The organism is Phreatobacter sp. AB_2022a (assembly GCF_026847585.1).
Taxonomy (GTDB): domain Bacteria; phylum Pseudomonadota; class Alphaproteobacteria; order Rhizobiales; family Phreatobacteraceae; genus Phreatobacter.
Genome location: NZ_JAPSET010000023.1, coordinates 19,130 through 45,793 on the forward strand (window position 1 = coordinate 19,130; position 26,664 = coordinate 45,793).

Sequence of the window (26,664 nt, forward strand, 5' to 3'; positions counted from 1 at the left end):
GCCTTCGGACAAGCCAGCCTCGCGGCCCATGATCGTCGTTTTCGGCTCCATCAACATCGACCTGGTCGCGCGCGTGCCGGACCTGCCGCGCGCCGGCGAAACCGTGCTCGGTCCCGATTATCAGATGGTCCCCGGCGGCAAGGGCGCGAACCAGGCGCTGGCGGCGCGGCGCGCGGGCGCCGAGGTCGCATTGGTCGGCGCGGTCGGGCGCGACGCCTTCGCCGAGACGGCGCTGAGCGCTCTCGCCGCAGCCGGTGTCGATCTTTCGGGCATCGCCCGGGTCGATGCGCCGACGGGCGCCGCCTTCATCGCAGTCGATGCCGGCGGGCGCAACCAGATCGTCGTCGCGGCCGGCGCCAATGCCCAGGCGAGCGCCGGCGCCCTCGACCGGCTGGCCGTCGCCGGCAGCGACCTGCTCATGCTGCAATGGGAAGTGCCCGAAGCGGAAAACCTCGCCGCGGCACGCTGGGCCAAGGCGCATCAGATGACCGTGCTGCTCAACCGCGCGCCGGCAGGGCCGGTGCCGGCCGCACTGATGGCACTGGTCGATATCGTCATCGTCAACGAGCACGAGATCCTTGCCCTTGGCCCCGGCCTCGGCCTTGCCTCCGACGAGCCGGAAGCGATCGCCCGGGAGATCGACCGCCAGCTCGGCAAGACCGCGGTGGTGACCCTCGGCGCCGAGGGAGCCGTCGCCTGGCGCGACGGCGTGCGCTGCCTGGTGCCGGCACTGCCCGTCGCGGTGGTCGACACGACGGCGGCCGGCGACGCCTTTTGCGGTGCGTTCGCGGCGGCCCTCGCGGCGGGGCGCGGCCTCGTCAGCGCCATCGAGCACGGCACGGCCGCCGGCTCGCTCGCCTGCACCGCATTCGGCGCGCAGCCGAGCCTGCCGGACGCCGAGGCGATTGCCGCGGCCGCGCTCGGGATCGCCGCCCGCGACATTCCGCTCATGCCGACTTGAGCCCTCGCTCCCAGGAGACATTCGATGATCCGCAACCGCATGAAACGCCGCGCCATGGCCGGCGAGAACCTCCTCGGCGCCTGGGTGTTCTCAGGTTCGCCGGCCATTTGCGAGCTCTATGCGCTCGCCGGCTACGACATCGTGCTCGTCGACACCGAGCATACGCCGATCGACGTCGCCGACGTGCTGGCCTGCGTGCGCGCGGTCGAGGCCGGCGGCGGCGAGGCGATGGTGCGCGTGCCCGGCCATGATCCGAGCCACTTCAAGCGGCTGCTCGATGCCGGCATCCATTCGCTCATGGTTCCGATGGTCGACACGCTCGACCAGGCCAGGGCGATCATCTCCGCCTGCCGCTTCCCGCCGCGCGGCCGGCGCGGCTATGCCGCCTCGGTCGCCCGGTCCGGACTCTACGGTTTCGACGAGACCTATGCCGAGACTGCGCACGAGGAAACCTTCCTCGCCCTGCAGATCGAAAGCGCCGGCGCCGCGCGCATTGCCGGCGAGATGGCCGCGCTGGACGGCGCGGACTGCCTGTTCATCGGCGCCAACGACCTCGCCGGCTCGCTCGACAAGCTCGGCCAGCTGGATGCGCCCGATGTCCTGGCGAGCATCGACGCGGCCGCGGCGGCGACGCGCGCGGCGGGCAAGGTGCTCGGCACCATCCCGATCCCCGGCCGCGACGCCTCACAGCTCGCGGCGGCGGGTTACGGCATCGTCATCGGCGAATGCGACATGGCCGCGGTCCGGAGCGGGGCGCTCGCCGACATCGGCCGGCACCGCAAGGCCTTCCCCGGTCGCTAGGCCGAGGCGCGCAGCCGGCCGAGAATCGCGGTGACGATCGTCCCGGGCGCTGCCTCGACCGGGACGACGATGACGGCTTCGTCCGGTTCCGGCGGCTCGAGCGTCGCGAACTGGCTTTCGAGCAGGCTCGGCGGCATGAAATGATCGCGGCGCGCGGCCATGCGGGCATCGATCAGCCCGAAGCTGCCGTCGAGATGGACGAAGCGCATGGCCGCGCCCGATGCCCGCAGCCGGTCGCGATAGATCCGGCGCAGGGCCGAGCAGGCGATGACCACGTGATCGCCTGCCGCATCGCGGTCGGCGGCATGGCGGCCAATGGCATCCAGCCAGGGCCAGCGGTCGGTATCGGTGAGCGGCGCCCCGGCGCGCATCTTCTCGACATTGGCCGGCGGGTGAAACGCATCGCCGTCGCGGAAATCCCAGCCGAGCGCCGCGGCAAGCGCGGCTCCGACCGTCGACTTGCCGCTGCCGGAGACGCCCATGACGATGATCGCCGCCGGCAGCACCGCGCCGAGAGGTTCCCTGCTCGCGCCGTCCGTCGTCATGCCGTCTTCTTGGGCTCCTGGTGGCCGCCGAAACCCTTGCGCATGGCCGAGAGCACCTTTTCCGCGAAGGTGTGGTCCTGGCGCGAGCGGAAGCGGGTATAGAGCGCCGAGGTCAGCACCTCGGCCGGGGTTGCCTGCTCCACCGCGGCCTCGACCGTCCAGCGGCCCTCGCCGGAATCGTCGACATGGCCGGAAAAGCCGGTGAGCGCGCCGTCCTCGGCCAGGGCCTCGGCGGTCAGGTCGAGGAGCCAGGAGGTGACGACGCTGCCCCGGCGCCAGACCTCGGCGATGTCGGCCAGCGCCAGGTCGTAGCGCTGCTCGGCCGGCAGCCGCTCCGAGCCGGCATTGCGCAGGATGTCGAACCCTTCGGCAAAGGCCTGCATCATGCCGTATTCGATGCCATTGTGGATCATCTTCACATAGTGGCCGGCGCCGCTCGGCCCGCAGTGGAGATAGCCGCGCTCGGCGGTCGAGGCGTGGGCCTCGCCGCGATGGCGCGTCGCCGGGATCGCGCCGCGACCCGGCGCGAGCGCCGAAAAGATCGGGTCGAGCCGGTCGGCGGCGTCCTTGTCGCCGCCGATCATCAGGCAATAGCCGCGCTCCAGGCCCCAGACGCCGCCCGACGTGCCGACATCGAGATAGGCCAGGCATTTGGCGGCGAGCGCCTGGGCCCGCCGGATGTCATCCTTCCAATAGGTATTGCCGCCATCGATGATGGTGTCGCCCGGCGCGAGCAGGGCCGCCAGTTCCGCGATGGTGTTTTCGGTGACCGTGCCGGCCGGCAGCATGATCCAGACCGCGCGCGGAGCGGAGAGCGTGTCGACGAGCGCGGCGAGGCTGGTCGCATTGACCGCGCCTTCTGCGGCCAGCGCCTTGCCCGCCTCCGGATTGGTGTCGTGGACGACGCAGGAATGACCCGCGCGGATCAGGCGACGCACGATATTGGCGCCCATCCGGCCAAGCCCCACCATGCCGAGCTGCATCGCTGTGTCCTCCTTCACCTGCCACCCCCTGTGCCGCGACTTCGAAACCACGCCCGCCCGGTATCGGACGCCGCGCGTTTCGGGTTTCAGGACACCAGCTCCGGCCCCAGGCAAACAGACTGGCGGCTCATGTCAACCTTTCGAAAGGTCAAGCGCCGAACCGGCGCCGACATTGCCCGCGCCGGCCGCAACGTGTAGAGGGCGGCCGGAGTTTCCAAGAGATCCTGCGGAGAACCCGTTTCATGTCCAAGGCCCGCTACGACGTTGCCGGCATCGGCAATGCCATCGTCGACGTGCTCGCCCGCATCCAGGACGACCTCATCGCCAAGCTCGACATGCAGAAAGGCGCGATGATGCTGATCGACGAGCCGCGCGCCGAGGCAATCTACGGCGCCATGACGCAGACGGTGGAGATTTCCGGCGGCTCGGCGGCCAATACCATCGTCGGCTGCGGCATGCTGGGCCTTGCGCCCGGCTTCATCGGCAAGGTCAAGAACGACCCGCTCGGTCACACTTTCAGCCATGGCATCAAGGCCGCCGGCGTGCATTTCCCGACCCGCCTCGCGGAGGACGGGCCGGCCACCGCCCGTTCCTTCATCCTGGTGACGCCCGACGGCGAGCGCACCATGAACACCTATCTCGGCGCGGCCCAGCTGCTGTCGCCCGAGGATGTCGACGAGGACACCATCGCCAATGCCGGCGTGACCTACCTCGAAGGCTATCTCTGGGATCCGCCGCCGGCCAAGCAGGCCTTCCTGAAGGCCGCCACGATCGCCCACGGCGCCGGCCGGCGCGTGGCGCTGACGCTGTCCGATTCGTTCTGTGTCGACCGCTATCGCGACGAATTCCTGCAGCTGCTGCGCGACAAGGTCGTGGACATCGTCTTCGCCAACGAGAGCGAATTGAAATCGCTCTATCAGACCTCGGATTTCGCGACGGCGCTCGATGCGTTGCGTGCCGACGCGCGGCTGGCGGTCGTGACCCGCGGCGAAGAGGGGGCGCTGGCGGCCGAGGGCAACGAGTTGGTCTCGGTGCCGGCCTTCCCCGTCGCGCGTGTGGTCGACACGACCGGCGCCGGCGACCTCTTTGCCTCCGGCTTCCTCGCCGGGCTTGCCCGGGGCCTCGGCCACGAAGCATCGCTCGGCCTCGGCGCGCTCTGCGCCGCCGAGATCATCAGCCATATGGGGGCCCGGCCCGAGGCGGATCTGAAATCGCTCGCCGCCGAGAACGGCTTCCAGCTCTGAGCAGCCGCGCTCAGCGCTCCCAGATCATCTTGCCACCATAGGCGATCATGACGAGGCCCGCGCCGGCACCGACGGCGCGGCCCATGCGACTCGGCCCGCGCGCCACCGGCAGCTTGCGCAGGATGAAGGCGAAGACGAGGTAATAGGTCGCCGACATCGCGACCATCAGCGCGACGCCCATGAGGCCGATGGCGAGCGGCTGCTCGGCGAGGTGCGTGACAGCAAAGAGCGACGAGACGAAAACCAGCGATTTCGGATTGCCGAGCGCGGTGACGAGGCCGGTGACGAAGGCCTTGCGGGTGCCGAGCGCAGGCGCGCGCAGCCTGCCGGTCGCCGCCGGCGGCGCCATGTTGCGGCGGATCAGGCGCAGGCCCATCCAGGCGAGGTAGGCGCCGCCAAGCACCTTGATGGCGATGGCGGCCGCGGGGAACAATTCGAACAGCCAGAACAGGCCGAACAATCCGGCAAGGCCCCAGCACAGCGTGCCGATCAGCACGGCGGCTACCACGGCCAGCAGCGAGCGGGTCGGCGAGGAGAGGCCGACGGCCACGAACAGGAGCGTGTTCGGCCCCGGCGTGATCACCGCGATCAGCCAGAGGCCGGCGAGGACCAGCAAGGTGTCGACGGGGATCATGGCGCGAGGCCGTCCATCCTGACGGCGAGCCCGGCCGCCCGCATGTGCCGCTTCACCTCGGGCACGGTGAAGGTGCCGAAATGGAAGACGGAGGCCGCCAGCACGCCGGTGGCACCGCCCTTGGCCACGCCGTCGACGAAATGGTCGAGCGTGCCGACCCCGCCGGAGGCGATGACCGGCACCGGGACGGCGTCGGCAACCGCCCGGGTCAGGGCGAGATCGAAGCCGCTCTTGGTGCCGTCCCGGTCCATCGAGGTCAACAGGATCTCGCCGGCGCCGAGCGCCACCACCTCGCGGGCATAGGCGACCGCATCGATGCCGGTCGGCTTGCGCCCGCCATGGGTGAAGATCTCCCAGCGATCGGTTTCGCCGGCGCCCGAGACCTTCTTGGCGTCGATGGCGACGACGATGCACTGATTGCCGAACTTGTCCGCAGCCCGGCCGACAAAGGCGCGGTCGGTGACCGCCGCGGTGTTGATCGACACCTTGTCGGCGCCCGAGGTCAGCAGAGCCCTGATGTCATCGACCGTGCGCACGCCGCCGCCGACCGTCAGGGGCATGAAACAGGCCTCGGCCGTGCGCCGCACGACGTCGAACATGGTGGCACGATTGTCCGAGCTCGCGGTGATGTCGAGGAAGGTCAGTTCGTCCGCGCCCGCCGCATCATAGGCCTTGGCGGCCTCGACCGGGTCGCCGGCATCGACGAGATCGACGAACTGCACTCCCTTGACCACCCGGCCGTCCTTGACGTCGAGGCAGGGAATGATGCGCACTTTGAAAGTCATGGCCGGCCTCCGGCCTCGCGGAAAGTCATGGCCGGCCTCCGGCCTTGAGCAGGTCGAGGGCCTCGCGCGGGTCGAGCCGGCCGTCATAGAGCGCCTTGCCGGTGATCGCGCCGGCAAGCTTGGCCGCGCGCGGCGAGGCCAGCGTGCGGACATCGTCCATGGAGGCAAGGCCGCCCGAGGCGATGACCGGAATGGCGACCGCGTCGGCGAGGCCGATGGTACCGTCCCAGTCGATGCCCGAGAGCATGCCGTCGCGGGCGATGTTGGTATAGACGATGGCAGCAACGCCGGCATCCTCGAAGCGGCGCGCGAGATCCTCGGCCGCGAGCGTCGAGGTCTCGGCCCAGCCTTCGACCGCGACCCAGCCGTCGCGGGCGTCGATGCCGACGGCCACCTGGCCGGGAAAGGCCTTCGCGGCGGCCCGGACAAAGTCGGGATCGCGCACCGCGGCGGTGCCGATGATGACGCGGGTGACGCCCTTGCCGAGCCAGCCCTCGACCGTCTTCATGTCGCGGATGCCGCCGCCGAGCTGGACCGGAAACCGCGTCGCCCGCCTGATCGCTTCGACCGCGGCGGCATTGACCGGCTTGCCGGCGAAGGCGCCGTCGAGGTCGACAACGTGCAGATAGTCGAAGCCGAGCGCCTCGAAGGCGCGCGCCTGGGCGGCCGGGTCGTCGGAATAGACCGTCGCCTGGTTCATGTCGCCCTGTTTCAGGCGGACGCAGCGGCCCTCCTTGAGGTCGATCGCGGGAAAAAGCCTCACGGCCGCCACTCCAGGAAATTGCCGATCAGGGTCAGGCCGAGGCGCTGGCTCTTCTCGGGGTGGAACTGCGTGCCGATCATGGTGTCGCGGGCGATCATCGCCGTGACCGGCCCGCCATAATCGGCCTCCGCGACGACGATGTCGGCCGCCGCGGCGCTCAGGTGATAGGAATGGACAAAATAGGCGTGCAGGCCGTCCGGCCCGGTCGGAATGTCCCGGAGCACGGCATGATCGCGCCGGACATCGAGCGTGTTCCAGCCCATATGCGGGATCTTCAGCGCGGCATCGGCCGGCCGGATCAGGTCGATGTCGCCGGGCACCCAGCCGAGCCCGGCCGAGATCTCCTTTTCGAGGCCGCGGCCGGCCATGAGCTGCATGCCGACGCAAATGCCGAAAAAGGGCCGGCCCCGGCCGCGCACCGCTTCGGTCATCGCCTCGACCATGCCGGCAACGCCGACGAGGCCGTTCCGGCAATCGGCGAAGGCGCCGACACCCGGCAGCACGATGCGGTCGGCGCGGCGCACGACCTCGGGATCGGCGGTGACGCTGACCTCGACATTCAGGCCGCGCTCACGCGCCATCCGCTCGAAGGCCTTCTGCGCGGAGTGCAGATTGCCCGAACCGTAATCGACGATCGCGACTGTCATTTCGAGGCAACCGTCATCTGGGGCTCCGTGCGCCGCCTTCGGCCTCCGGGAACAGACCGATCACATGCTGGGGCGAAGCGGCGGCCGGATAGGCCGAGGGCGGGCCGGCGGGCGGCGGGGGCGGTGCCAGCGCCGCCTCGCGCTCGGCGAAATAGCGCCGCTCGGCCTCGTCGCGGCTGGCCGCGACGACCACGGCCTGTTCACGGAAGCCGCTGCGGTCGAGCGTCCAGCGCCGCAGATTGGTCGCCTCGAGCCCGATGACCAGATTGAAGACGAAACCGATGGCGGCGACGACGGGGCCGGTCAGGCCGGCGGCACCGAGGCCCAGAATGACGACGCCGACGGCGAGGAGATAGGCGAACGTCACCAGCCACATCCGGTGCCAGAGGAAATAGGCCCAGGGCGCGATGAAGGCGATGAGGGAGAAGGTGTCCGGCACGAAGCGCAGCGCGCTGTCCGGATCGCGCCCGGCCTGGCCGGGGGCCGCGTGAACGGTGAAGCTCTTCAGCGCCATCAGAGCACGCCCTTGGTGGAGGGGATCTCTCCGGCGCGGCGCGGGTCGATCGCAAAGGCTGCGCGCAGCGCCCGGGCCAGGCCCTTGAAGCAGCTTTCGGCAATGTGATGGGCATTGTCGCCGTAGAGCGTCTCGACATGCAGCGTGATGCCGGCGTTCATCGCGAAAGCCTGGAAGAACTCGCGCACCAGCTCGGTGTCGAACGTGCCGATCTTCTCGCGCGGAAAGCTGGTGCGGAACACCAGGAAGGGCCGTCCGGACACGTCGATCGCGACGCGCGTCAGCGCCTCGTCCATGGCAAGGTGCAGATCGGCATAGCGGGTGATGCCCTTCATGTCGCCGAGCGCCTTGCGCACCGCCTGCCCGAGCGCGATGCCGACATCCTCGACCGTGTGATGGTCGTCGATATGCAGGTCGCCGGCCGCCTTCACCGTCAGGTCGATCATGCCGTGGCGGGCGATCTGATCGAGCATGTGGTCGAAGAAGCCGACACCGGTCGCGACGTCGGCGGTGCCGGCGCCGTCGAGATCGACCGAAACGGTGATGTCGGTCTCCTTGGTGGTGCGGCTGACCGAAGCCTTGCGCATAGCTCTCTCCACGCGGATTGCCGCGTCTTCTACCAGCGGCGTGACGTGAAGAAAACCCGAGCGGCTGTCGCGCGATGCGATGCCCGCCATCCCGGCTTCATGCGCCGTTCCGCAAGGCGCGCGATCAGAGGCAGGCAAGCGTCGCCGGCGGCGCCCCGCCGGGCGATGCCTGGGACGGAGCTTCGGGAGCCGCAGACCGCTCGTCATCAGACAGGCCGCGAACGGCTTTCGCGCAAGTGTCGATGGCATCGGGCAGGTAGAGCAGCCCGAGCGGCAGCAGCGGCGCGATCATGACGCCCCAATAATGATTGTTCTCCCGCCCCAATATCATGAAGGCGAAGGCATAACCGAACACGATGAGCGCAAGGCGACGCCCGACGGGCCCGCGCGCCGCCGTCAGGCCGAACAAGGCGAGCGGCGTGGTGACGGCAACGACCCATGCCGGGAGGAGCAGGAGCAGCGCATTGTAATTGGTGGCACGCAGGACCTGCTGCCAGCCGCCGATCGTGAGCCAACCCGGCGACCGGGCGTCACCCGGCACCACGACGGTGCTGACCGCCCATGCATGCGCTGCGAGGGCCGCACCCGCAACCACGACCGCCAGAGCGAATGCTCGTGCCTCCCTCGGCTGCCCGTCCCTCCAGGCCATGGCGGCCATCGCGACGAGATAGGGGATCGAAAGCTCCCGCCAAAGGGCCGCGACCAGGCCCAGGGCCACGCTCGGCAGAAAACGGTTGGGCTGGCGCACGACCAGCGAGAGGGCGATCAGAACGGCAGCCCAGCTTTCGTGGAGCGCATAGGGCACCAGACTGAGCGTCAAGCCGAGGCCACTCGACAGAAGCACGACGGCCAGGGCAAAAAAGACGCGATTGGGAGCGACGTCCGCGAGACGGCGGCACCATAGCGCCAGCGTGACGAGCGTAAGCGCCATCAAGCTCCATTCACGCCAGGTTTCGTTGGGCAATATCGACAGCGCATAGGCCGAAAGCGGCGGTCGGACCGTAACAAACGGACGCAGCGGGTAACCATCGGCACGATGTGCATTTGCGACGGCCACATAGTACGATTGGCCGCTCCGCACGGCGGCGATCATGTCCTGGTAGAGATCGACGTCGTTCCTGCCTTGAGAGCCTGGGTTCGGATCGACCTCGATCCCGGTACGCATTGCAAGCCCCGCCGCGATCAGGATTGGAACGGCCGCCACCAAGAGGATGGCGAGGACGGCGGCGGCGAGACGACGCAGACGAGGTCCGAAACGATTTGCGATAGTATCGATGACCATGAAAAACGCCGGATGGTTTCTTCGCATGCCAAAGCAGACACGTGCGGTCATCCATTTTTGTCTTTTTGAAATTGACGCTAGGTAAATATTGTCTGCCAGCCGGGTATTGGAGATCAGACCAGGTTCGGAACGAAAGCGCCGGAGCGAAATCATGACCCGCGACGAAGCACTGCAATTGGCGCTCGGACTGCCGGACACGACCGCGGCGCCGCATTTCGACCGGACGGCGGTGAAGGTGGCCAAGGGTCGCATCTTCGCGACCTTCTCGGCCGATGGTCACGACATGAACGTCAAGCTGACGCCGGACGAGCAGCCGATCTATGTCGACAGCGCCCCCGGTCTGCTCGGCGCCATTCCCAATGCCTGGGGCCGCCAGGGCTGGACGCAGCTGAAGCTCGCGGTCGCCGATCGCAACCTCGTCGAGGCGCTGCTGACGGCCGCCTGGCGCGGGGCCACGCCGCAGCCAGCGCCGCGGCGCAAGCGGCAGGGGTGACCGCCATGACGCTTGCGCTCCCGCATAACAGGCCTAAATGACGGGCTTGCTTTGCAGTTCCACACCCAAGAGCGATCATGACCAAGAGTGACACCGCCTTTCCCGGCTGGCACGCGACAACCATCTGCTCGGTCCGCAAGGGCGGCCAGGTGGTGATCGGCGGCGACGGCCAGGTGAGCCTCGGCCAGACCGTGATCAAGTCCAATGCCCGCAAGGTCCGCCGGCTCGGCAAGGGCGATGTCATTGCCGGCTTCGCCGGCGCGACCGCGGATGCGTTCACGCTGTTCGAGCGTCTCGAAGGCAAGCTCGAGCAGTATCCCGGCCAGCTGACCCGCGCGGCCGTCGAGCTTGCCAAGGACTGGCGCACCGACCGCTACCTGCGGCGGCTGGAAGCGATGATGATCGTCGCCGACAAGGACGTGTCGCTGATCCTGACCGGCACAGGCGACGTGCTGGAGCCCGAGGGCGGCATCATGGCGATCGGCTCCGGCGGCAATTATGCGCTCGCCGCGGCGCGCGCGCTCGCCGACACCGATCAGCCGGCCGAGGCGATCGTGCGCAAGGCGATGAAGATCGCGGCCGATATTTGCGTCTATACGAACGACAACGTGGTGATCGAGACCATCGGATGACTGATTTTTCCCCCCGTGAGATTGTTTCCGAACTCGACCGGCACATTATCGGCCAGGACAAGGCCAAGCGCGCGGTGGCGATCGCGCTGCGCAACCGCTGGCGCCGCCTGCAGCTCGACGAGACGCTGCGCGAGGAGGTCCTGCCGAAGAACATCCTGATGATCGGCCCGACCGGCGTCGGCAAGACCGAGATTTCCCGGCGCCTTGCCAAGCTCGCCAACGCGCCCTTCCTGAAGGTGGAGGCGACCAAGTTCACCGAGGTCGGCTATGTCGGCCGCGACGTCGAGCAGATCATCCGCGATCTCGTCGAGGTCGGCATCTCCATCGTGCGCGAGACCAAGCGACGCGAGGTGCAGGCGAAGGCGCATCTGGCCGCCGAGGAGCGGGTGCTCGACGCACTGGTCGGCGCCACCGCCTCGCCGGCGACCCGCGACAGCTTCCGCAAGAAGCTGCGCGCCGGCGAGATGGACGACAAAGAAATCGACATCGAGGTGACCAGCCAGCCCTCCAACCTGCCGATGATGGACATTCCCGGCATGCCCGGCGGCCAGATCGGCATCGCCAATCTTTCCGACATGCTCGGCAAGATGATGGGCGGCCGGGCCAAGCAGCGCCGCACCACCGTGAAGGAGGCCTATCAGCCGCTGATCCAGGAGGAGGCCGACAAGCTGGTCGACCAGGACACGCTGGTGCAGGAAGCCATCAAGGTGGTGGAGAACAACGGCATCGTGTTCATCGACGAGATCGACAAGATCTGCGCCCGCGAAGGCGCGCGGGTCGGCGGCGACGTCTCGCGCGAGGGCGTGCAGCGCGATCTTCTGCCGCTGATCGAGGGCACCACCGTCTCGACCAAGCACGGACCGGTCAAATCCGACCACATCCTGTTCATCGCCTCGGGCGCCTTCCATGTCGCCAAGCCCTCGGACCTTTTGCCCGAGCTGCAGGGCCGCCTGCCGATCCGGGTCGAGCTCAACGCCCTGACCCGCGAGGACTTCCGCCGGATCCTGACCGAGACCGAGGCGAGCCTGATCAAGCAGTCGATCGCGATGATGGGCACGGAAGGCCTCAGCCTCGTCCTGACCGACGATGCCATTGATGCCATTGCCGATCTTGCGGTGAGCGTGAATGCCTCGGTCGAAAATATCGGCGCGCGCCGCCTGCAGACCATCATGGAGCGGGTGCTGGACGAGATATCCTTCACCGCGCCCGACCGCGCCGGCGAGACGGTGACCATCGACGGCGACTATGTGAAGAAGACGGTCGGCGATCTCGCCGCCAATGCCGATCTCAGCCGGTTCATCCTGTAACACCATCGGTCGTCGCGGACGACCGACGGGTTCCGCGCCGCGAATTGCTGTCCTCACGCGGCAATTTGCGCGGCTCTCCGACGGTCCGGCGCGCCGCTGTCGCAGACGCAGCGGCGCATCATCGCCGATATCGTCAGGCTCGAACGCAATATCGGCTGCGGCAGTGACTGCGTCACGGTCAGCCCGCCGCGCCGGGTCGTGCCTGCAGGGCCGGCCGGCCTGCCGATCAGACGAGCAGTTCCGGGCGATACTCGAAGTGCATGGTATCGAAATGATACCATTTGCCGCCCCAGATGAAGCCGGCCGCCTCGAAGATCCCGACGATCTCGAATGGAATCCGGTTGCGGTAGGCGATCTCGCCGCGCCGGCGCGCCCAGGCCCAATAATCCGATTTGGCGACATTGATGTCGATGGCCGCGCCGGAGCCGTGCATGCTCGGAAGCCCGCTATCCGCCACGGCCCGGCAATTGTAGGTGCCGGCCGAAGGCACCAGGAAGGCCTTCAGCCGATCCGGCAATTGTTCGAGCTCCGCGATGATCCGCTCGAGCCGGGTGGCGACATCGTTGATATCGGTCACCTGCAATGTCTGCCGGCCGCTTGCCGGCATCCAGGCGACCGGCCGCATGCGCCCGGTCACGTCGCCGCGCGCGCAGTCGCCGTACATCTTGGCAAAGAAGGCGGTGTTGCGCAGGCGCCCCGGGCTGTGGTCGCGCGGCGGCGGTCCTTGCGGCGGACCGCGCTCATAGGTCTGACGCAGCTGATCGGCAATGGTCGCCGAGCGCAGCATGACCTCGAACGGACGTTCCGGCTGGCCGGCGCCGATCGCCATGCGGGCACCGTCGCGCCAGAGGAGCGTATCGTCCGCCACGGCCTTCAGATGATCGGGATAGCTTGCGACGAGATGGTCGAGCCGCTGCCGCGACGGCCCGGCGGCCAGCGCGGCGCGGCGTCCGAACGGCAGGGCGGCCAGCCCTGCAAGCGCCCCCCGACGCGAAAGGCCGGTCATGGCGCGGTCAGTCGCTGCCGCAGCCGAGATTGCGTTCGAGCCTGACGATATCGGCGATGATGCGTCGCTGCGTCTGCGACAGCGGCACGTCGGACTGGCGGTCGTACATGCAGCCGGCATTGCCGAAATAGGCGATGGCCGCGCGCGTGCGGAAGCAATAGCCCGCATCCTTGTAGATCTGATTGCGCTCCAGCCAGAGGTCGCCGCAGCGCGGCGCGCGCTGGCCATGGGCAAGGCCGGCGGAACCGGCAAGAACGGCCGCTGCGACGATGACTCGGCCCACCGACAAATTCATCCGTGCCTCCCTGAGGGCATCAGCGCCTCACGCGCCGGTGCCACCGACTTCAGCACAGCGCGCCGCCGCCCGCCATTGTCCTTGATTGCGCGCCGTGGCGCCGCCGTGACGGCCGGGCGGCCTGCTCAGCGCGCGGCGTGGGTTGCGCGCGAGAGATGGGCGGCAACCGGCCCGATGGTCGTGCGGACCGGGCTGCGGCCCGCCTCGCCCGCCGTGATGAAGGTGGCGATGGCCTGCGTCCGGCGTTCGACGCCGAGCTTGCGCAGGATCGAGGAGACGTGGGACTTCACCGTGCCCTCGGAAATGCCGAGGTCATAGGCAATCTGCTTGTTCAGGCGGCCGCGGCTCATCAGGTCGAGCACCTTGAACTGCTGGCCGGACAGCGCGTCGAGGCGGCGGGAGGCCGGCGCCTGGCCTTCCGGGTCGACATTGGCAACCACCGGCCACCAGGATCGGCCGGCCAGCACGGCGCCGAGCGCGGCGCGCAGATGATCGGCCGGGAGATCGAGCGGCAGAGCAGCGACGGCGCCGCGGTTGCGCGCGTCCTGAACCGGCCGGCGATCGGCATGGTCGACAAGCACCGCGACGCGGGTGCCGGGGGTGATTTCAAGTCCGTCCAGAGCGTCGAGCGTGGTGATGACGAGCTCGGCCCGGCTTTCGTCCACCACGGTCGCGCCGGGCAGGTTGGCGCGCACCAGCGCATCCAGCGTTTCGGCGACGATCGGGAAGGGGTGGTGAACGGCGAATGCGAATGTTTCGCGCGGCATCGGCTGAGCGAGGTTCGTCATGTGAAATCCCTCGTGTCGGATGGCTTCAAGCACCTGAAACAAACGCTAACACCGGCCCTGGCGGCGTCAAAATGCGAAAGGTCATGCTGCAAAATTGCGAAAATTTTGCTTTTCTATCGTCCGGCGGATGTGCTTCGATCTAGGTCGAACGACCAGACGGTATCATCATCCAGGAAGGGCGCCATGTCCCGGAAGGTTTTTGTGGGCCCGGCCCTTCGCCGCCTGCGCGAAGGCACGCGGCTCACCCAGACTGCCTTCGCCCAGCGGCTCGGCCTGTCGGTGAGCTATCTCAACCAGATCGAGAACAACCAGCGCCCGGTCACGGCAAGCGTGCTGGTGGCGCTCGGCCAGACGTTCGGCGTCGATCTCGCGACCTTTGCCGTCGACGACACCGATCGCCTGGTCACCGACCTGCGCGAGGCGGCGGCCGACCCGCTGCTCGCCGAGAATGCGCCGGGCCTGCAGGACCTGAAGCGCGTCGCATCCGACAGCCCGGCCTTCGCCCGGGCCTTCCTGCGCCTGCACCAGACCGCGCGGCGGCTGCGCGAACGCCTCCAGGCGGCGGGCGACGCGCCGTTGCCGCCGCCGGTCGGCGAGGAAGGCGAAGCCGCGCTGCTGCCCTATGAGGAGGTGCGCGACTATTTCCACTACGTCGACAACTATGTCGACGATCTCGACCGGGCCGCCGAGGACCTCGCCGAACGGCTGGGACTTGCCGCGGCGAGCGACCGGCTGCAGGTGCTGAGCGGCTATCTGGCGAGCCGCCACGGCATCACCGTCGACGCCAATGCCAATCTCGGCGACGACCTGATGGAACGCTACGAGGCCGGACCGAAACTGGTCGTGCTCGACGGCTCGCTCGACCCGGCAACGCGTGCCTTCCTGCTCGCCAACCGCATTGCCCGGCTCGAACAGCCGGATGCGCTGGCGGCGCTCGCCGAGGGCGGCCGCTTCCGCTCGCGCGCCGCCGGCGACATTGCCCGCGTCGCGCTGGCGAACTATTTTGCCGGCGCGCTGATGCTACCCTACCGGCGCTTCCTGGCGGCTGCGAAGGAGACCCGCCACGACATCGACCTGCTCGGCCGGATCTTCGGCGCGAGCCTCGAACAGGTCTGCCATCGCCTGTCGACGCTGCAGCGGCCCGGCCAGAAGGGCATTCCCTTCTACTTCCTGAAGGTCGACCGCGCCGGCAACGTTATCAAGCGCCACTCGGCGACACGGTTCCAGTTCGCCCGGTTCGGCGGCGCCTGTCCGCTCTGGAACGTGCACGAAGCCTTCGAACAGACCGGCCGCACCTTCGTGCAGGTGGCCGAAATGCCCGACGGCATCCGCTACCTGTCGCTCGCCCGGGCAGTGACCCGCAGCGCCGCCCATTGGCGCGCGCCGGTGCGGCGTTATGCCTTCGGTCTCGGCTGCGAGCTCTCCTATGCCGGCGACATCATCTATTCCGACGGCGTCGACCTGAAGGCCGAAGCCAATGTCGCCAAGATCGGCGTTTCCTGCCGCATCTGCGAGCGCACCGCCTGCCACCAGCGCGCCGTGCCGCCCGTCGACCGCGAGATCCGCGTGCCCTCTGACAGCCGCAAGGTGGTGCCCTTCGACCTCAGCTAGGCCGCTCGGTCAGCGTCCGGCCAACGGCATCGCGCCAGCGGATCAGCTTGGCGCCGCGCAGGCGATCGTCCATGTCGGGCCTGAAGCGCCGCTCGAGCTGCCAGCTGCGGGCAAAGTCGGCCGGCGCCGGATAGACGCTGCGGGCAAGACCGGCAAGGTAGGCGGCGCCGAGCGCGGTGGTCTCCAGAACCCGCGGCCGGTCGACCGGCGCGTCGAGCAGGTCGGCGAGCCGCTGCATCGTCCAGTCGGAGGCGACCATGCCGCCGTCGACCCGCAGCACCGTGTCGGTGCTGCCGGCCCCCGGCCAGTCCGCGCGCATGGCCTGGAGAAGGTCGGCGGTCTGGAAACAGACGCTTTCGAGCGCTGCTCGCGCCATCTCGCGCGGACCCGTTCCGCGCGTCAGGCCAAAGATCGCGCCCCGGCATTCGGCATCCCAATAGGGTGCTCCGAGCCCGACAAAGGCCGGTACCAGGACGACGTCCTGCATGGGATCGGCCGCCTCTGCAAGCGCGCCGGTCTCGGCGGCGGACTTGATGATGCCGAGCCCGTCGCGCAGCCACTGGACCGCGGCGCCCGCGACGAAGATCGAGCCTTCGAGCGCATAGGTCGGCTTGCCGTCGAGCTGATAGGCAATCGTGGTCAGGAGCTTCGAGCGCGAGACGACCGCCTCCGCTCCGGTATTGAGCAGGGCGAAACAGCCGGTGCCATAAGTCGATTTCATCATGCCGGGCGAAAAGCAGGCCTGGCCGACGGTTGCCGCCTGCTGGTCGCCGGCGATGCCGCCGATGGCGATGGGCCCGCCGAACAGGGACGGATCGGTCAGGCCGAAATCGGCGGCGCTGTCGCGCACGTCGGGCAGCAGCGCGCGCGGCACGCGAAAGAGATGCAGGAGGTCGGGGTTCCACTCGCCGCGATGAATGTCGAACAGCATGGAGCGGCAGGCATTGGTCGCATCGGTCGCGTGCACCTTGCCGCCGGTGAGCCGCCACAGGAGAAAGCTGTCGACGGTGCCGAAAGCGAGCTCGCCGCGCTCGGCGCGGGCCCGCGCGCCTTCGACATGGTCGAGAATCCAGGCGATCTTGGTGCCCGAAAAATAGGGATCGATCAGCAGCCCCGAGCGTGCCGCCACCAGGGGCTCATGGCCCTCGGCCTTCAGCCTCGAACATTCGGCGGCGGTGCGCCGGTCCTGCCAGACGATCGCCCGGTGGATCGGCTCGCCGGTCGCCCGGTCCCAGATCACCGTCGTCTCGCGCTGGTTGGTGATGCCGATGCCGGCGACGTCGGCCGCGGTGATGCCGGCCTTGGCCATGGCGGCACGGGTGGTCTCGACGACGCTCGACCAGATCTCGTCCGCGTCATGCTCGACCCAGCCCGAGGCCGGATAGTGCTGGGTGAACTCCTGCTGCGCCACGGCGCGGACCGACAGGTCCTGCGCGAAGACGATGGCCCGCGACGAGGTCGTTCCCTGATCGATGGCGATGACGACCGGAGCCATGAGCCTCTCCCTTGGTTTTGCACTAAGTTGCCGGCCGTGATCCGGCAGCGGTCATCCTGACATCAGAAGCCCTTGCAGCGGAAGGCGAAAGGCGCCAGACGAGGATCGTGCTGGCGGATGGCGACTGGACATGCCCAAAATGACGGCCGAAAAGCTCGAGATTGCGATCGTCGGGGCGGGACCGGCCGGGCTCTTCGCGGCCGAGCTGCTGGCCGGCGCCGGCGCCGAGGTCACGATCTTCGAGCGCCTCGTATCGCCCGCCCGCAAATTCCTGCTCGCTGGCCGCGGCGGCCTCAATCTCACCCATTCCGCAGGCCGCGAGCCGTTCCTCGCGCAATATGGCGCCGCGCGGAGCTGGCTGGCGCCGAGCCTCGATGCCTTCCCGCCATCGGCGCTGCGCGCCTGGGCCGACGGCCTCGGCGAAGCCACCTTCGTCGGCTCGAGCGGCCGGGTCTTTCCGCAGAGCTTCAAAGCTTCGCCCCTGGTCAGGGCCTGGCTCGCGCGGCTTCGGGCCGCGGGCGTCGCACTGCGCACGCGCCATCGGCTTGCCGCCATCGGCGCAGACGGGAGGCTGAGTTTCGAAACGCCGGACGGGCCTCGCCAGATCCGGGCGCGCGCCATTCTGCTCGCGCTCGGCGGCGCCAGTTGGCCGCGCATGGGCTCGGACGGGACATGGGTCGCCATGCTGAAGGCCAAGGGCATCGCGGTGACGCCGCTCGAGCCGGCCAATATGGGCATCGAGATGGGCTGGTCGCCGGCTTTCGCGACACGTTTCGCCGGCGAGCCGCTGAAGCGCATCGCGCTGACCGTGAGCGGCCGCAAGGCTGAAGGCGAAGCCATGATCACGGCGACCGGCCTCGAAGGCGGGGCGATCTATGCCCTTTCGGGGCCGATCCGCGCCGCGCTCGTCACCGGCCGCGCGCGGCTCGGCATCGACCTGAAGCCCGACCTCGCGGCCGAGACGGTGACGCAGCGGATCGCCGGCGGACGGGCCAAGGACTCGCTGTCGAACCTGCTGAAGAAACGCCTCGGCCTGGCGCCGCAGGCGATCGGCCTGATGCGCGAAGCCGCAGGCGGGCCATTGCCGCGCGAGCCTGAACGGCTCGCCGAGCTGATCAAGGCGATGCGGCTGCCGATCCATGCCGCCGCCTCGATCGAGCGGGCCATCTCGACCGCCGGCGGCGTCGACCGCGACGCGGTGAGCGCCGAGGGCGAACTCGGCCGGCTGCCCGGCGTCTTCGTGGCCGGCGAAATGCTGGACTGGGAAGCACCGACCGGGGGCTATCTCCTGCAGGCGACCTTCGCGACGGCGGCCACCGCGGCCCGAGGCATGGCCCGCCATTGCGGGCTCGTGCTGAATGCGCCGGTCCTCACGGCCTGGTAGCGCGGACGGCCAGCGGCCGGCGTCCCGTCAGGGTGGCGGCGGTGTCAGGTGCAGCTGGCGCTCGTTCCGGTCCGATTCACCGAGGCGCCGATGCGCGGGCTTGAATAGAGCCGGTCTGACAGCGTGATGCCGGCTTCCAGTTGCCACCCGATGGCCGGAACATAACGGTGGTAGACTTCGGCGAGCACCAGGAAACCGGCCGTGCCGACCGGCGGCTTGACACCGTCGGGCACCGTGATGGAGCTGCCGACCGAACGGCGTTGACCAACCGAATTGCCACCTGAATCGGTCATGGAGCCCGCCTTGTTGCAGATGTCGCTCCAGGCCACTGAGGCGTTGCCCTTGTCGTCGATCTTGATACCCGTCACCACCGCGATCGTCCGGTTCTGCGGGAAAGGCGCGACGATGGCACGCGTCGCGTTGAGGATGTTGCTCATGTCGTTGTCGGACAATGAGGCGCTCTGCGAGGCAAGATCCGCCAATGCGCGAGCCGCCACCGACACCTTGCGGCTGGCCTGAAGCGCCTGGGTCGTCTCGAAAGTCCCCAGAAGCAGCGGCACCATCAAGGTGACGATGATGGCGAACTCGACCGCAGCGACGCCCTGGCGATCGCGGCGCAGCCGACCGAGCAGATCGCGCGCCCGAGACACGATGAAAGCCGGAAGAGGGTTCATGAACACCACACCTTCACGGCGAGGGAGACGAGGAGGTCGGGAACGGCTCATTGCGGAAAACCGCCGTCGCCTGAAGCAAGCGCTTGCCGTTGGGCAGGTCGCCGGCCGCCAGTCCAAATGTCGGCACCATCACCGGCCATTCGTAGTAGACCTTGACCATCACGATGTCGCCGCCGGCGCCCGGAGCGTAGCCGGTGCCGGAATAGTTGACCGTCCCGTCGCTGTTGCGCGCCGGCCCGCTGGTATTGGCCGCATCGAAGCTCGCCACCTTCTGGACGTCGACCACGACGCCGCTGCAATCGAGCAGGACCTTGAAATTGCCGCAGACCGCATTGGCGAAAGCGGCCCGGTCGAAACTGGCGGCCTGGGCGCGGCCGGTCAGGATCTGGCGCGCCGCGTCCGCGGTCGCCGTTTCCAGGAGTTGGCTTGCAAAAAAGGTCAGAGCGATTTCGACCAGACCGAACAGCAGCACGAAGAAGGGCATGGCGATCAGGGCGAATTCAACGGTCGTCGATCCGTCGGCCATCCGTCCGAAGCGCTTGACGATCCTCGGGCGCCTCAGCCCCAGCGAGCGCAGTCGTCGCAGTACCGACATGCCCTTCATCTCCGGCTCCGGGCACGCATAGTCGGCCGCGTTTCGAGCGTCCCTCTCTTAGCGTAAAGCCATGAACGAACCCTTGCGCGAAAGACTGAAACTGACGCGATGGGTCAACGTGCAGCAGCGCCGGGCGCTGCGGTGGCTCCCCGACTCGAGGCGGCCGCGTCACGGCTGCGGCTCTGGCCGAGCGCCGCATCGAAGAATGGCCCATTGTCGCCAATCGCCATGGTCCGCTCGCAGGTCGGGGTGCACGAATAGGTCTCCCGTTCGACGCCGCGATAGACCTGGACGACTGAATCCGCCTGGGGCCGCACGCGGACCTGCACGGCCATCAGCTGTTCGCCCCGCGCATCGAGCGCGATCAGATTGGTCGAGCCGATGCTCTTGCCTGTGAGCACCATCAGACCGCCGGCCTGAACCGTCGCATCGGCGATCAGGGGATTGCCGATGACGAGCGTGCTCACGCGCGCGGGCAGGCGCACGATGCGCGCCTGATCCATCACCACCGTCAGGCCATGGGTCGCCAGCTCCGCCTGATCGACGCTCCGCTCCGCCGCGGACGCGGCTCCGGACACGCCCATCCCCGCGCATAAAGCCGCCATGACGGCTGCGACCATTGCGGCATCGCGCAACCCTGTTGTCATGGTGTTCGACACTCCGGCGGGGACGACCGACATCATTTGCCGCCAGCGAGCCAACCAGAAATTGGTGAACAAATTGCCAATCGCGGCGACATTGGCTGCCCGACCACAGCCAAGCGCTGTGGGGCTGCCTGCGAGAACCTCCCAAGGCATTGCCTCGACCGCTGCAGTGGCCGGCTTAAACATGTATTCCCATTCGGAGAAACTGCTGGTTAAGATTTTCATCTCAGCAATTGTTAAATTGTAAACCAACAAATACTATTGGAAATTGGCAATTAACCATCCCTAAGACACTGGCTATCTTACGGAAAACACATACTCGATTTAACAAAGCTGCAAGACGTGACTGCTAATGTCGTCATCATTCGAAAAGGTCGAGAAAAGACCTGCGAATAGCGCCAAGCTGGCGCCTTAATGTGGACACTAGGAGTCAGTCATGAAGAGCCTTCTCGCACGCTTTGCCAAGGACGAATCCGGCGCTACCGCCATCGAATACGGCCTCATCGCCGCCGGCATCGCCGCCGTCATCGTCTTCATCGTCAATTCGCTCGGCACCAAGGTCAACAACGCGCTGAAGACCGTCAACGACAACATGAAGTAATGGCCTCGCGCCGATAGACGGCGAGGTCGGAGTCAAAACGTGATCCGCCATACGAGGCGGATCACGTCTCCCCCCGGGTGCCGCAACCCGCATCTGATCCAAAGCCCGCCGGAGACGTCGCCACCGGTTGATGCGGGAGCGCAGGCCGCCGGTACGCCTGCCGAGCTGCCAGGCCGCACAGATCGGAAACGGACGTCATGTATCGGCTCGCCACGCTGTTCCTTCGCGATCGATCGGGGGCAACCAGCATCGAATACGGCCTGATCGCGGTCGGTATCGCCGGTGCAATCGTTGCGATCGTCTATTCGCTCGGAACGAAGGTCCAGGAACTCTTCGCGCTAGTCAATGAGCGCTTCCAATAGGGTCGGACTTCGGCAGATCCATCGGCTTCAATCGTGTTCGGCGTGTTGTGATGAAAATCCCGGTCTGCAAATACCATCCGGCCAGCCCGGATATCATCGTCGAACTGGACGCCCCCTTTCAGGCTCGCGCCACAGCGGGCTTCATGTCGATCCTCGTCAGTCTAGCCCTCGCCACCGGAGTGCTGAGCGGCCTTGCGGTCATCTGGCGCTCGCTCGGCTGAGACCGCACCCGGTACAAGACATTCCATGGACCCGCGATGACAGACCTTGCGATCCTTCTCGTGTTTCCGGCCATGATGGCATTCGCCGCGGCGAGTGATCTCTTCACCATGACCATATCCAACCGGGTGTCACTGATCCTGATCGGCGGCTTTGTGGTTCTCGCCCTGGTCACCGGGATGAGCTGGCAGGCGATCGGCATGCATGCATTGGCCGGCGCGCTGGTTCTCGCCGTGACCTTCACTCTTTTCGCATTCGGTTGGATCGGGGGCGGCGATGCCAAGCTCGCCGCGGCAACCTGCCTGTGGCTCGGCTGGCCGCAGCTTCTCGACTATGCGCTGCTGTCGTCGGTGCTGGGCGGCTTCGTGACGATGGGCGTCCTGTCGTTGCGCGGGGCGCCGTTTCACCCGCCGTTTCTGGTGGGCGAGGGATGGTATGCGCGGATTACCGACCAGGACACCGGCATTCCCTATGGCATTGCCCTCGCAGCGGCTGGCCTGGTGCTCTATCCGAGCAGCATCTGGATGACATCCGTCCTGCACTGAGGGCGGGTGCGCTGAACCGCTTCGTCGAGGCCCAATTGGGCCAGATTGCTCACGTCTCATTAACCATAAGTTGACCTTTGCCTGATGAAATCCGGCATTGAGCGCTGCATTTTGCGTGCCGCGCCGTGTTGGGGGTTCGTCACATGCGTCTCAGGCCGGCCCAGATCGTCGTCATCGCGGTGGCGCTCGGTGCAGGCGGACTCGCGGCCATGCTGATGGGCGGCCGTCGTGAGCCGGCGCCGGTCGCGCAGCCGATCGCCGCGCCCGAGCCCACGATACGAACCGTCGACGTGCTCGTCGCCGCCGCCGATGTGCCGATGGGCAAGGTGCTGACCTCAGCCGATCTGCAATGGCGACGTTGGCCGGAAGAGGCTGGCTCCGACAGCTTCGTCGTCAGGCGCGCCGGTGATACCGGGCAGGCCGCCATGGACGAAGCCATCGGATCGATCGCGCGTACGGCCTTCGTGCATGGCGAGCCGATCCGGCCCGCAAAGCTGATCAAGGGCGGCCGCGGTTTCATGTCGGCCATTCTCAATCCGGGCATGCGCGCGATCGCGGCTCCGATCGACGACCCCTCGCGCGGTGCCGGCGCCTTCATCCTGCCCAACGACCGGGTCGACGTGATCCTGGCCCGGCGAAATGCCGGGCCGGCCGCGCAGGGCGAGGGCATGACCCATACGAGCTCGACCGTGCTGCGCAATGTCCGCGTGCTCGCCATCGACCAGGTCGTCGAAGAACGGAACGGCGACAAGGCCATCGTCGGCCGCACCGCGACGCTGGAGCTGACCCCCGCTCAGGCCGAGCTGCTGGCGCTCGCGCGCGAGCTCGGCACCTTGTCGTTGTCGCTGCGCAGCCTTGCCGATTCCGCCGCCGCGACACTCGCGGGCGAAGCCGGCGACGACGGCGATCCGTTGTTTTCCACCCGTCATGGCGGACGCCTCACCATCGTTCGCCACGGCCAGCCCCAATCCGTGCCGACGACCGGACAAGGGGCCGAATGATGTCGCAATCCCGCCAATCCGCCAGATCGTCGAAAGAGCCGCCAATGCCTATCGCCGCCCGCGCGTTCAGCCTCCTCGGCCGCTCAGCTCGCGTCGCGGCGGTCGGGCTCCTGCTGGTCGCCGCGTCGTCCGTTCCGAGCATCGCCCAGTCGAGCGCCGTCGCGCGCCGGCATGTCGACGGGGCCGGCAATCGCGCGGTGACGCTTGGTGTCGGCAAATCCCTGGCAATCGACCTGCCGCGCGACGCACGCGACGTCATCGTCGCCAATCCGGCGATTGCCAATGCCATCGTCCGATCGGCCCGCCGAGTGTTCCTGATCGGCGTGGCCGTCGGCCAGACCAATGTCTTCTTCCTCGACGCCCAGGGCCAGCAGATCGCTGGCTACGATGTCGAGGTCGGCCGCGACCTTGCAGCCCTCCGCCTGGCCTTGCGCAGCATCGTCCCTGGCTCGACCCTCGAGGTTCGCGCAATCAATGACGGCGTGATGGTGTCCGGCCAGGTCGCGACACCACTTGAGGCGCAGCAGGCGATCGACGTCGCGAACCGTCTGGTGGGCGACGAAAAGAAGGTGGTCAACGCCATCGCCATTCGTGGCCGAGACCAGGTCCATCTCAAGGTGACCGTCGCCGAGATGCAGCGCACGGCAATTCGGCAGCTCGGCGTCAACCTGCAGGCTTTCGATCCAACGTCGACGCTGCAAGGAGCGTCGGGAAACCTCGGCAATGCCGGCGGTTTCGTCTATGGTCTGCTGACCCAGGGCCGGTTCAACGTCAACAATATCGATCCGACACCGAACGCCATGGTGGTGGGCACGCGCGTCGGCAACAATGTCGTCACCGGTACGGTGCGGGCCTTCGAGGAGACGGGGCTGGCCCGGACCCTTGCCGAACCCAATTTGACCGCCATTTCCGGCGAGCAGGCACGCTTTCTGGCGGGCGGCGAATTTCCGGTTCCGGTCGGCCGCGACCGGGACGGCAACATTGCAATGCAGTTCAAGCCTTTCGGCGTCGGCCTCGCCTTCACGCCGACCGTCTTGTCGGAAGGGCGGATCAGCCTGCGCGTCGGCGTCGAGGTCAGCGAGCTGTCCAACGAGTTTTCGCTGCGGACGAGCTCGATCAACGTGCCCGGACTGCGCACACGGCGCGCCGACACGACGGTCGAGCTGCCGTCCGGCGGCTCCATTGTGATGGCCGGCCTCATTCAGGAGCAGACGCGCCAGGCCGTCAGCGGGCTGCCGGGCATGATCAATCTGCCCATCATCGGCGCCCTGTTCCGCTCGCGCGACTATCTGCGGGGCGAGACGGAACTGGTGGTGATCGTCACGCCCTATGTCGTGCGGCCGGTCTCTGCGAACCAGCTGGCCCGTCCGGATGACAATTACCGCGACGCATCGGACCCCGCGGGCGTGCTGATCGGCCGGCTCAACCGCATTTACGGCACCGCCGGAGCCGCACCGCCGCAAGGCCGGTTCAGCGGCCCGATCGGCTTCATTCGCGACTGATCGTCGAGAGGAACGGCACATGGCGCCCTCATTTCATCGTCCCCGGACGGTTCGCTTCGCGCTTATCGCCACCGCCGGCCTGATGCTGGGCGGCTGCCTGAACGATCGTGTCGCTGCGCTGGATCAGGGCATCCTGCCGGACTATCGCCAGCGCCATCCGATCCTGGTCTCGTCGCACGGCGCCTATGTCGCGAGCCAATGCGGCCAATGGCCTCACGACATCGGCCCGGCGGACGGAGCGATGAGCAATCTCAACAAGCCCTACTGGAACTTCGGCTGCGCGACACAGCAGAACCTGGCCGCCATGGTGGCCCGGCCGAGCGATCTTCTGACGCCGCGGGCCGAGGGGCAACTCGATGCGGCGCGGCGCCAGACCAGCATCGGCAAATATCGCCGTGGCGAGCAGCCGCAGATCGATCATCAGCCGATCGTGCCGCTCACCAATGTCAGGTCCGGCGCCCAGGGAGGAAGCTGACGCCGTGCAGGATACGCCCCATCACAACCAGGAGCAGGACGAGCATATTGCCCCCGTCCCGCGCATCTCGGTGCAGGCCTTCTGCGAGACCGCCGATCTTGCGGAGGCGATCGCCGAGGCGGCCGAAGACAGGCGCATGGACAAGGCTCATCTGCGTGTCCAGATGGGCGGCGCTCCGGCGGCGGCGGAAGCCTATCGCTCGGCGCCGACCCCCAATGTCGTGCTGCTGGAAACCGTCGGCAACCGCAATGAAATCCTCGGCCACCTCGACGAACTCGCCGAGGTCTGCGACGCCACCACCAAGGTGATCGTCATCGGCCAGGTCAACGACATCGTGCTCTATCGCGAGCTGGTCGCACGCGGGGTCAGCGACTATCTGATCGCGCCGACCGGGGTGCTCGATATCATCCGATCGGTGTCCGCGCTCTATTCGGCGCCGGGTGCCAAGCCGGTCGGCCGCGTCATTGCCGTCATGGGCGCCAAGGGCGGGGTGGGGGCTTCGACGGTCGCGCACAATCTTGCCTGGGCGATTTCGCGCGATATCGGCATCGACACCTGCATCGCCGACATGGACCTGCCGTTCGGGACCGGCGGTCTCGATTTCAACCAGGACCCACCGCAGGGCATAGCCGAGGCGGTCTTTTCGCCCGACCGCGTCGACACCGCCTTCGTCGACCGGCTCCTGTCGCGCTGCTCCGACCGCCTGTCGCTGCTCGCTGCGCCGGCGACGCTGGAACGGGTCTACGATTTCGGCGCCGATGCCTTCGATCCGCTGGTCGACATTCTGCGCGCGACCATGCCGGCCATCGTTCTCGACCTGCCGCACGGCTGGACGGCCTGGTCGAAGCGTGCACTCGTCAATGCCGACGAGATCCTGATCGTGGCAGCTCCCGATCTCGGCAATCTGCGCAATGCCAAGAACCTCGTCGATCTCCTGCGCGCGTCGCGGCCAAACGATTCGGCGCCGCGCTATCTGCTGAACCAGACCGGCGTCGCCAAACGCCCCGAGATCAAGCCGGGCGATTTTGCCAAGGCGCTGGAAGCCGAGCCGCTCGCGGTCATCCCCTTCGAGCCGCAACTGTTCGGCACCGCCGCCAATAACGGGCAGATGATCGCCGAAATGGAGCCCGGCCACAGGGTATCCGTGCAGTTCAGCGAGCTCGCCCATGCCATGACCGGCCGGCAGGACACGCGCAAGGCCCGCCCCGGGCTTCTCGCGCCACTGACGCCCCTGCTCGAAAAGCTGACGCAACGCCGCAAGAAGGCCTGATGGCCAGGAGTTGAAGCGC

The 26,664-nt window shown here is 67.7% G+C and carries 32 protein-coding genes; 16 read left to right on the top strand and 16 right to left on the bottom strand.

All coding sequences use genetic code 11. The annotated features are described in order from the left end of the window. Positions 1 to 28 precede the first annotated feature (28 nt). Positions 29 to 961 (top strand): ribokinase, encoded by a 933-nt coding sequence (locus tag OZ671_RS17375; RefSeq protein ID WP_268861914.1) that lies wholly within the window; start codon positions 29 to 31, stop codon positions 959 to 961. A gap of 24 nt (positions 962 to 985) precedes the next feature. After that, complete coding sequence (locus tag OZ671_RS17380; RefSeq protein ID WP_268861915.1) at positions 986 to 1,762, top strand: HpcH/HpaI aldolase family protein; 777 nt, start codon at positions 986 to 988, stop codon at positions 1,760 to 1,762. On the opposite strand, the gene OZ671_RS17385 is transcribed toward OZ671_RS17380, so the two are convergent. Together OZ671_RS17385 and gnd are read right to left on the bottom strand one after the other, a co-directional pair. Then, a complete protein-coding gene (locus OZ671_RS17385) occupies positions 1,759 to 2,307 on the bottom strand; it encodes a gluconokinase (RefSeq protein ID WP_268861916.1) in 549 nt (182 codons plus the stop codon). The two genes, OZ671_RS17380 and OZ671_RS17385, sit on opposite strands and share 4 nt — an antisense overlap. Next, complete coding sequence (gene gnd / locus OZ671_RS17390; protein ID WP_268861980.1) at positions 2,304 to 3,290, bottom strand: phosphogluconate dehydrogenase (NAD(+)-dependent, decarboxylating); 987 nt, start codon at positions 3,288 to 3,290, stop codon at positions 2,304 to 2,306. Before gnd ends, OZ671_RS17385 begins: the two co-directional genes overlap by 4 nt. 242 nt (positions 3,291 to 3,532) lie before the next feature. Between gnd and OZ671_RS17395 the strand changes: the two genes are divergently transcribed. Beyond that, on the top strand, positions 3,533 to 4,534 hold the full coding sequence (locus tag OZ671_RS17395) for an adenosine kinase (RefSeq protein WP_038302418.1): 1,002 nt from the start codon (positions 3,533 to 3,535) through the stop codon (positions 4,532 to 4,534). Positions 4,535 to 4,544: 10 nt separating this feature from the next. Here OZ671_RS17395 and OZ671_RS17400 read toward each other — a convergent pair whose 3' ends face one another. From OZ671_RS17400 to OZ671_RS17430, 7 genes are all read right to left on the bottom strand, one after another. Continuing rightward, positions 4,545 to 5,168: a LysE family translocator gene (locus OZ671_RS17400; protein WP_268861917.1), complete on the bottom strand. Its 624-nt coding sequence runs from the start codon at positions 5,166 to 5,168 to the stop codon at positions 4,545 to 4,547. Beyond that, positions 5,165 to 5,953 carry an imidazole glycerol phosphate synthase subunit HisF gene (hisF, locus tag OZ671_RS17405; protein WP_038302462.1) on the bottom strand — a complete coding sequence of 263 codons (789 nt, stop codon included), beginning with the start codon at positions 5,951 to 5,953 and terminating at the stop codon, positions 5,165 to 5,167. Before hisF ends, OZ671_RS17400 begins: the two co-directional genes overlap by 4 nt. Positions 5,954 to 5,978: 25 nt before the next feature. Further along, positions 5,979 to 6,716 (bottom strand): 1-(5-phosphoribosyl)-5-[(5-phosphoribosylamino)methylideneamino]imidazole-4-carboxamide isomerase, encoded by a 738-nt coding sequence (hisA, locus tag OZ671_RS17410; protein WP_268861918.1) that lies wholly within the window; start codon positions 6,714 to 6,716, stop codon positions 5,979 to 5,981. Further along, positions 6,713 to 7,363: an imidazole glycerol phosphate synthase subunit HisH gene (gene hisH / locus OZ671_RS17415; protein WP_268861919.1), complete on the bottom strand. Its 651-nt coding sequence runs from the start codon at positions 7,361 to 7,363 to the stop codon at positions 6,713 to 6,715. Before hisH ends, hisA begins: the two co-directional genes overlap by 4 nt. 13 nt (positions 7,364 to 7,376) lie before the next feature. Further along, positions 7,377 to 7,877: a DUF2628 domain-containing protein gene (locus tag OZ671_RS17420; RefSeq protein ID WP_268861920.1), complete on the bottom strand. Its 501-nt coding sequence runs from the start codon at positions 7,875 to 7,877 to the stop codon at positions 7,377 to 7,379. Then, on the bottom strand, positions 7,877 to 8,464 hold the full coding sequence (gene hisB / locus OZ671_RS17425; RefSeq protein WP_268861921.1) for an imidazoleglycerol-phosphate dehydratase HisB: 588 nt from the start codon (positions 8,462 to 8,464) through the stop codon (positions 7,877 to 7,879). Before hisB ends, OZ671_RS17420 begins: the two co-directional genes overlap by 1 nt. Before the next feature lie 124 nt (positions 8,465 to 8,588). Next, complete coding sequence (locus OZ671_RS17430) at positions 8,589 to 9,797, bottom strand: hypothetical protein (RefSeq protein ID WP_268861922.1); 1,209 nt, start codon at positions 9,795 to 9,797, stop codon at positions 8,589 to 8,591. Between the two features lie 100 nt (positions 9,798 to 9,897). Between OZ671_RS17430 and OZ671_RS17435 the strand changes: the two genes are divergently transcribed. The 3 genes from OZ671_RS17435 (at position 9,898) to hslU (ending at position 12,178) form a co-directional block, all read left to right on the top strand. Next, on the top strand, positions 9,898 to 10,239 hold the full coding sequence (locus tag OZ671_RS17435) for an MmcQ/YjbR family DNA-binding protein (protein ID WP_268861923.1): 342 nt from the start codon (positions 9,898 to 9,900) through the stop codon (positions 10,237 to 10,239). 77 nt (positions 10,240 to 10,316) lie between these two features. After that, a complete protein-coding gene (gene hslV / locus OZ671_RS17440) occupies positions 10,317 to 10,871 on the top strand; it encodes an ATP-dependent protease subunit HslV (protein WP_038302423.1) in 555 nt (184 codons plus the stop codon). Beyond that, positions 10,868 to 12,178, top strand: coding sequence for an ATP-dependent protease ATPase subunit HslU (gene hslU, locus OZ671_RS17445; RefSeq protein WP_268861924.1), 1,311 nt, complete (start codon positions 10,868 to 10,870; stop codon positions 12,176 to 12,178). The genes hslV and hslU overlap by 4 nt, the downstream gene beginning before the upstream one ends. A 226-nt stretch (positions 12,179 to 12,404) precedes the next feature. Here hslU and OZ671_RS17450 read toward each other — a convergent pair whose 3' ends face one another. The 3 genes from OZ671_RS17450 to OZ671_RS17460 all read right to left on the bottom strand — a co-directional run bounded on the left by OZ671_RS17450 (position 12,405) and on the right by OZ671_RS17460 (position 14,267). Continuing rightward, complete coding sequence (locus tag OZ671_RS17450; RefSeq protein ID WP_268861925.1) at positions 12,405 to 13,184, bottom strand: M15 family metallopeptidase; 780 nt, start codon at positions 13,182 to 13,184, stop codon at positions 12,405 to 12,407. A gap of 7 nt (positions 13,185 to 13,191) precedes the next feature. Next, positions 13,192 to 13,479 (bottom strand): YARHG domain-containing protein, encoded by a 288-nt coding sequence (locus tag OZ671_RS17455; RefSeq protein WP_268861926.1) that lies wholly within the window; start codon positions 13,477 to 13,479, stop codon positions 13,192 to 13,194. 125 nt (positions 13,480 to 13,604) lie between these two features. Then, the gene (locus tag OZ671_RS17460) at positions 13,605 to 14,267 is read right to left on the bottom strand and encodes a response regulator transcription factor (RefSeq protein WP_268861927.1); all 663 of its coding nucleotides are present in this window, start codon (positions 14,265 to 14,267) and stop codon (positions 13,605 to 13,607) included. Positions 14,268 to 14,450: 183 nt separating this feature from the next. On the opposite strand from OZ671_RS17460, the gene OZ671_RS17465 reads away from it, so the two are divergent. Further along, complete coding sequence (locus tag OZ671_RS17465; protein WP_038302427.1) at positions 14,451 to 15,878, top strand: helix-turn-helix domain-containing protein; 1,428 nt, start codon at positions 14,451 to 14,453, stop codon at positions 15,876 to 15,878. On the opposite strand, the gene glpK is transcribed toward OZ671_RS17465, so the two are convergent. Beyond that, entirely contained in the window at positions 15,871 to 17,373 is a 1,503-nt protein-coding gene (gene glpK, locus OZ671_RS17470; protein ID WP_268861928.1) for a glycerol kinase GlpK, read from the bottom strand. The two genes, OZ671_RS17465 and glpK, sit on opposite strands and share 8 nt — an antisense overlap. Before the next feature lie 139 nt (positions 17,374 to 17,512). On the opposite strand from glpK, the gene OZ671_RS17475 reads away from it, so the two are divergent. After that, on the top strand, positions 17,513 to 18,757 hold the full coding sequence (locus OZ671_RS17475) for an NAD(P)/FAD-dependent oxidoreductase (protein WP_268861981.1): 1,245 nt from the start codon (positions 17,513 to 17,515) through the stop codon (positions 18,755 to 18,757). A 44-nt stretch (positions 18,758 to 18,801) separates the two neighbouring features. Here the strand turns inward: OZ671_RS17475 and OZ671_RS17480 are convergent, their stop codons facing one another. The 3 genes from OZ671_RS17480 to OZ671_RS17490 form a co-directional block, all read right to left on the bottom strand. Beyond that, a complete protein-coding gene (locus OZ671_RS17480) occupies positions 18,802 to 19,431 on the bottom strand; it encodes a TadE/TadG family type IV pilus assembly protein (RefSeq protein WP_268861929.1) in 630 nt (209 codons plus the stop codon). Positions 19,432 to 19,444: 13 nt separating this feature from the next. Further along, complete coding sequence (locus OZ671_RS17485; protein WP_268861930.1) at positions 19,445 to 20,026, bottom strand: TadE/TadG family type IV pilus assembly protein; 582 nt, start codon at positions 20,024 to 20,026, stop codon at positions 19,445 to 19,447. 113 nt (positions 20,027 to 20,139) lie between these two features. Beyond that, a complete protein-coding gene (locus OZ671_RS17490; RefSeq protein ID WP_268861931.1) occupies positions 20,140 to 20,895 on the bottom strand; it encodes a pilus assembly protein N-terminal domain-containing protein in 756 nt (251 codons plus the stop codon). A gap of 211 nt (positions 20,896 to 21,106) precedes the next feature. On the opposite strand from OZ671_RS17490, the gene OZ671_RS17495 reads away from it, so the two are divergent. The 8 genes from OZ671_RS17495 to OZ671_RS17530 all read left to right on the top strand — a co-directional run bounded on the left by OZ671_RS17495 (position 21,107) and on the right by OZ671_RS17530 (position 26,645). Then, positions 21,107 to 21,271 carry a Flp family type IVb pilin gene (locus tag OZ671_RS17495; protein WP_103169708.1) on the top strand — a complete coding sequence of 55 codons (165 nt, stop codon included), beginning with the start codon at positions 21,107 to 21,109 and terminating at the stop codon, positions 21,269 to 21,271. A 197-nt stretch (positions 21,272 to 21,468) separates the two neighbouring features. Then, a complete protein-coding gene (locus tag OZ671_RS17500; RefSeq protein ID WP_268861932.1) occupies positions 21,469 to 21,633 on the top strand; it encodes a Flp family type IVb pilin in 165 nt (54 codons plus the stop codon). Between the two features lie 50 nt (positions 21,634 to 21,683). Continuing rightward, a complete protein-coding gene (locus tag OZ671_RS17505) occupies positions 21,684 to 21,854 on the top strand; it encodes a hypothetical protein (protein WP_268861933.1) in 171 nt (56 codons plus the stop codon). Between the two features lie 60 nt (positions 21,855 to 21,914). Beyond that, positions 21,915 to 22,397 (top strand): A24 family peptidase, encoded by a 483-nt coding sequence (locus OZ671_RS17510; RefSeq protein WP_328286380.1) that lies wholly within the window; start codon positions 21,915 to 21,917, stop codon positions 22,395 to 22,397. A gap of 143 nt (positions 22,398 to 22,540) precedes the next feature. Further along, a complete protein-coding gene (gene cpaB / locus OZ671_RS17515; protein WP_268861934.1) occupies positions 22,541 to 23,398 on the top strand; it encodes a Flp pilus assembly protein CpaB in 858 nt (285 codons plus the stop codon). Between the two features lie 44 nt (positions 23,399 to 23,442). Further along, on the top strand, positions 23,443 to 24,900 hold the full coding sequence (locus tag OZ671_RS17520) for a type II and III secretion system protein family protein (RefSeq protein ID WP_268861935.1): 1,458 nt from the start codon (positions 23,443 to 23,445) through the stop codon (positions 24,898 to 24,900). Between the two features lie 19 nt (positions 24,901 to 24,919). Then, positions 24,920 to 25,375, top strand: coding sequence for a CpaD family pilus assembly lipoprotein (locus OZ671_RS31985; RefSeq protein WP_328286381.1), 456 nt, complete (start codon positions 24,920 to 24,922; stop codon positions 25,373 to 25,375). 4 nt (positions 25,376 to 25,379) lie between these two features. Further along, the gene (locus OZ671_RS17530; protein ID WP_268861936.1) at positions 25,380 to 26,645 is read left to right on the top strand and encodes an AAA family ATPase; all 1,266 of its coding nucleotides are present in this window, start codon (positions 25,380 to 25,382) and stop codon (positions 26,643 to 26,645) included. Positions 26,646 to 26,664: the final 19 nt, after the last annotated feature.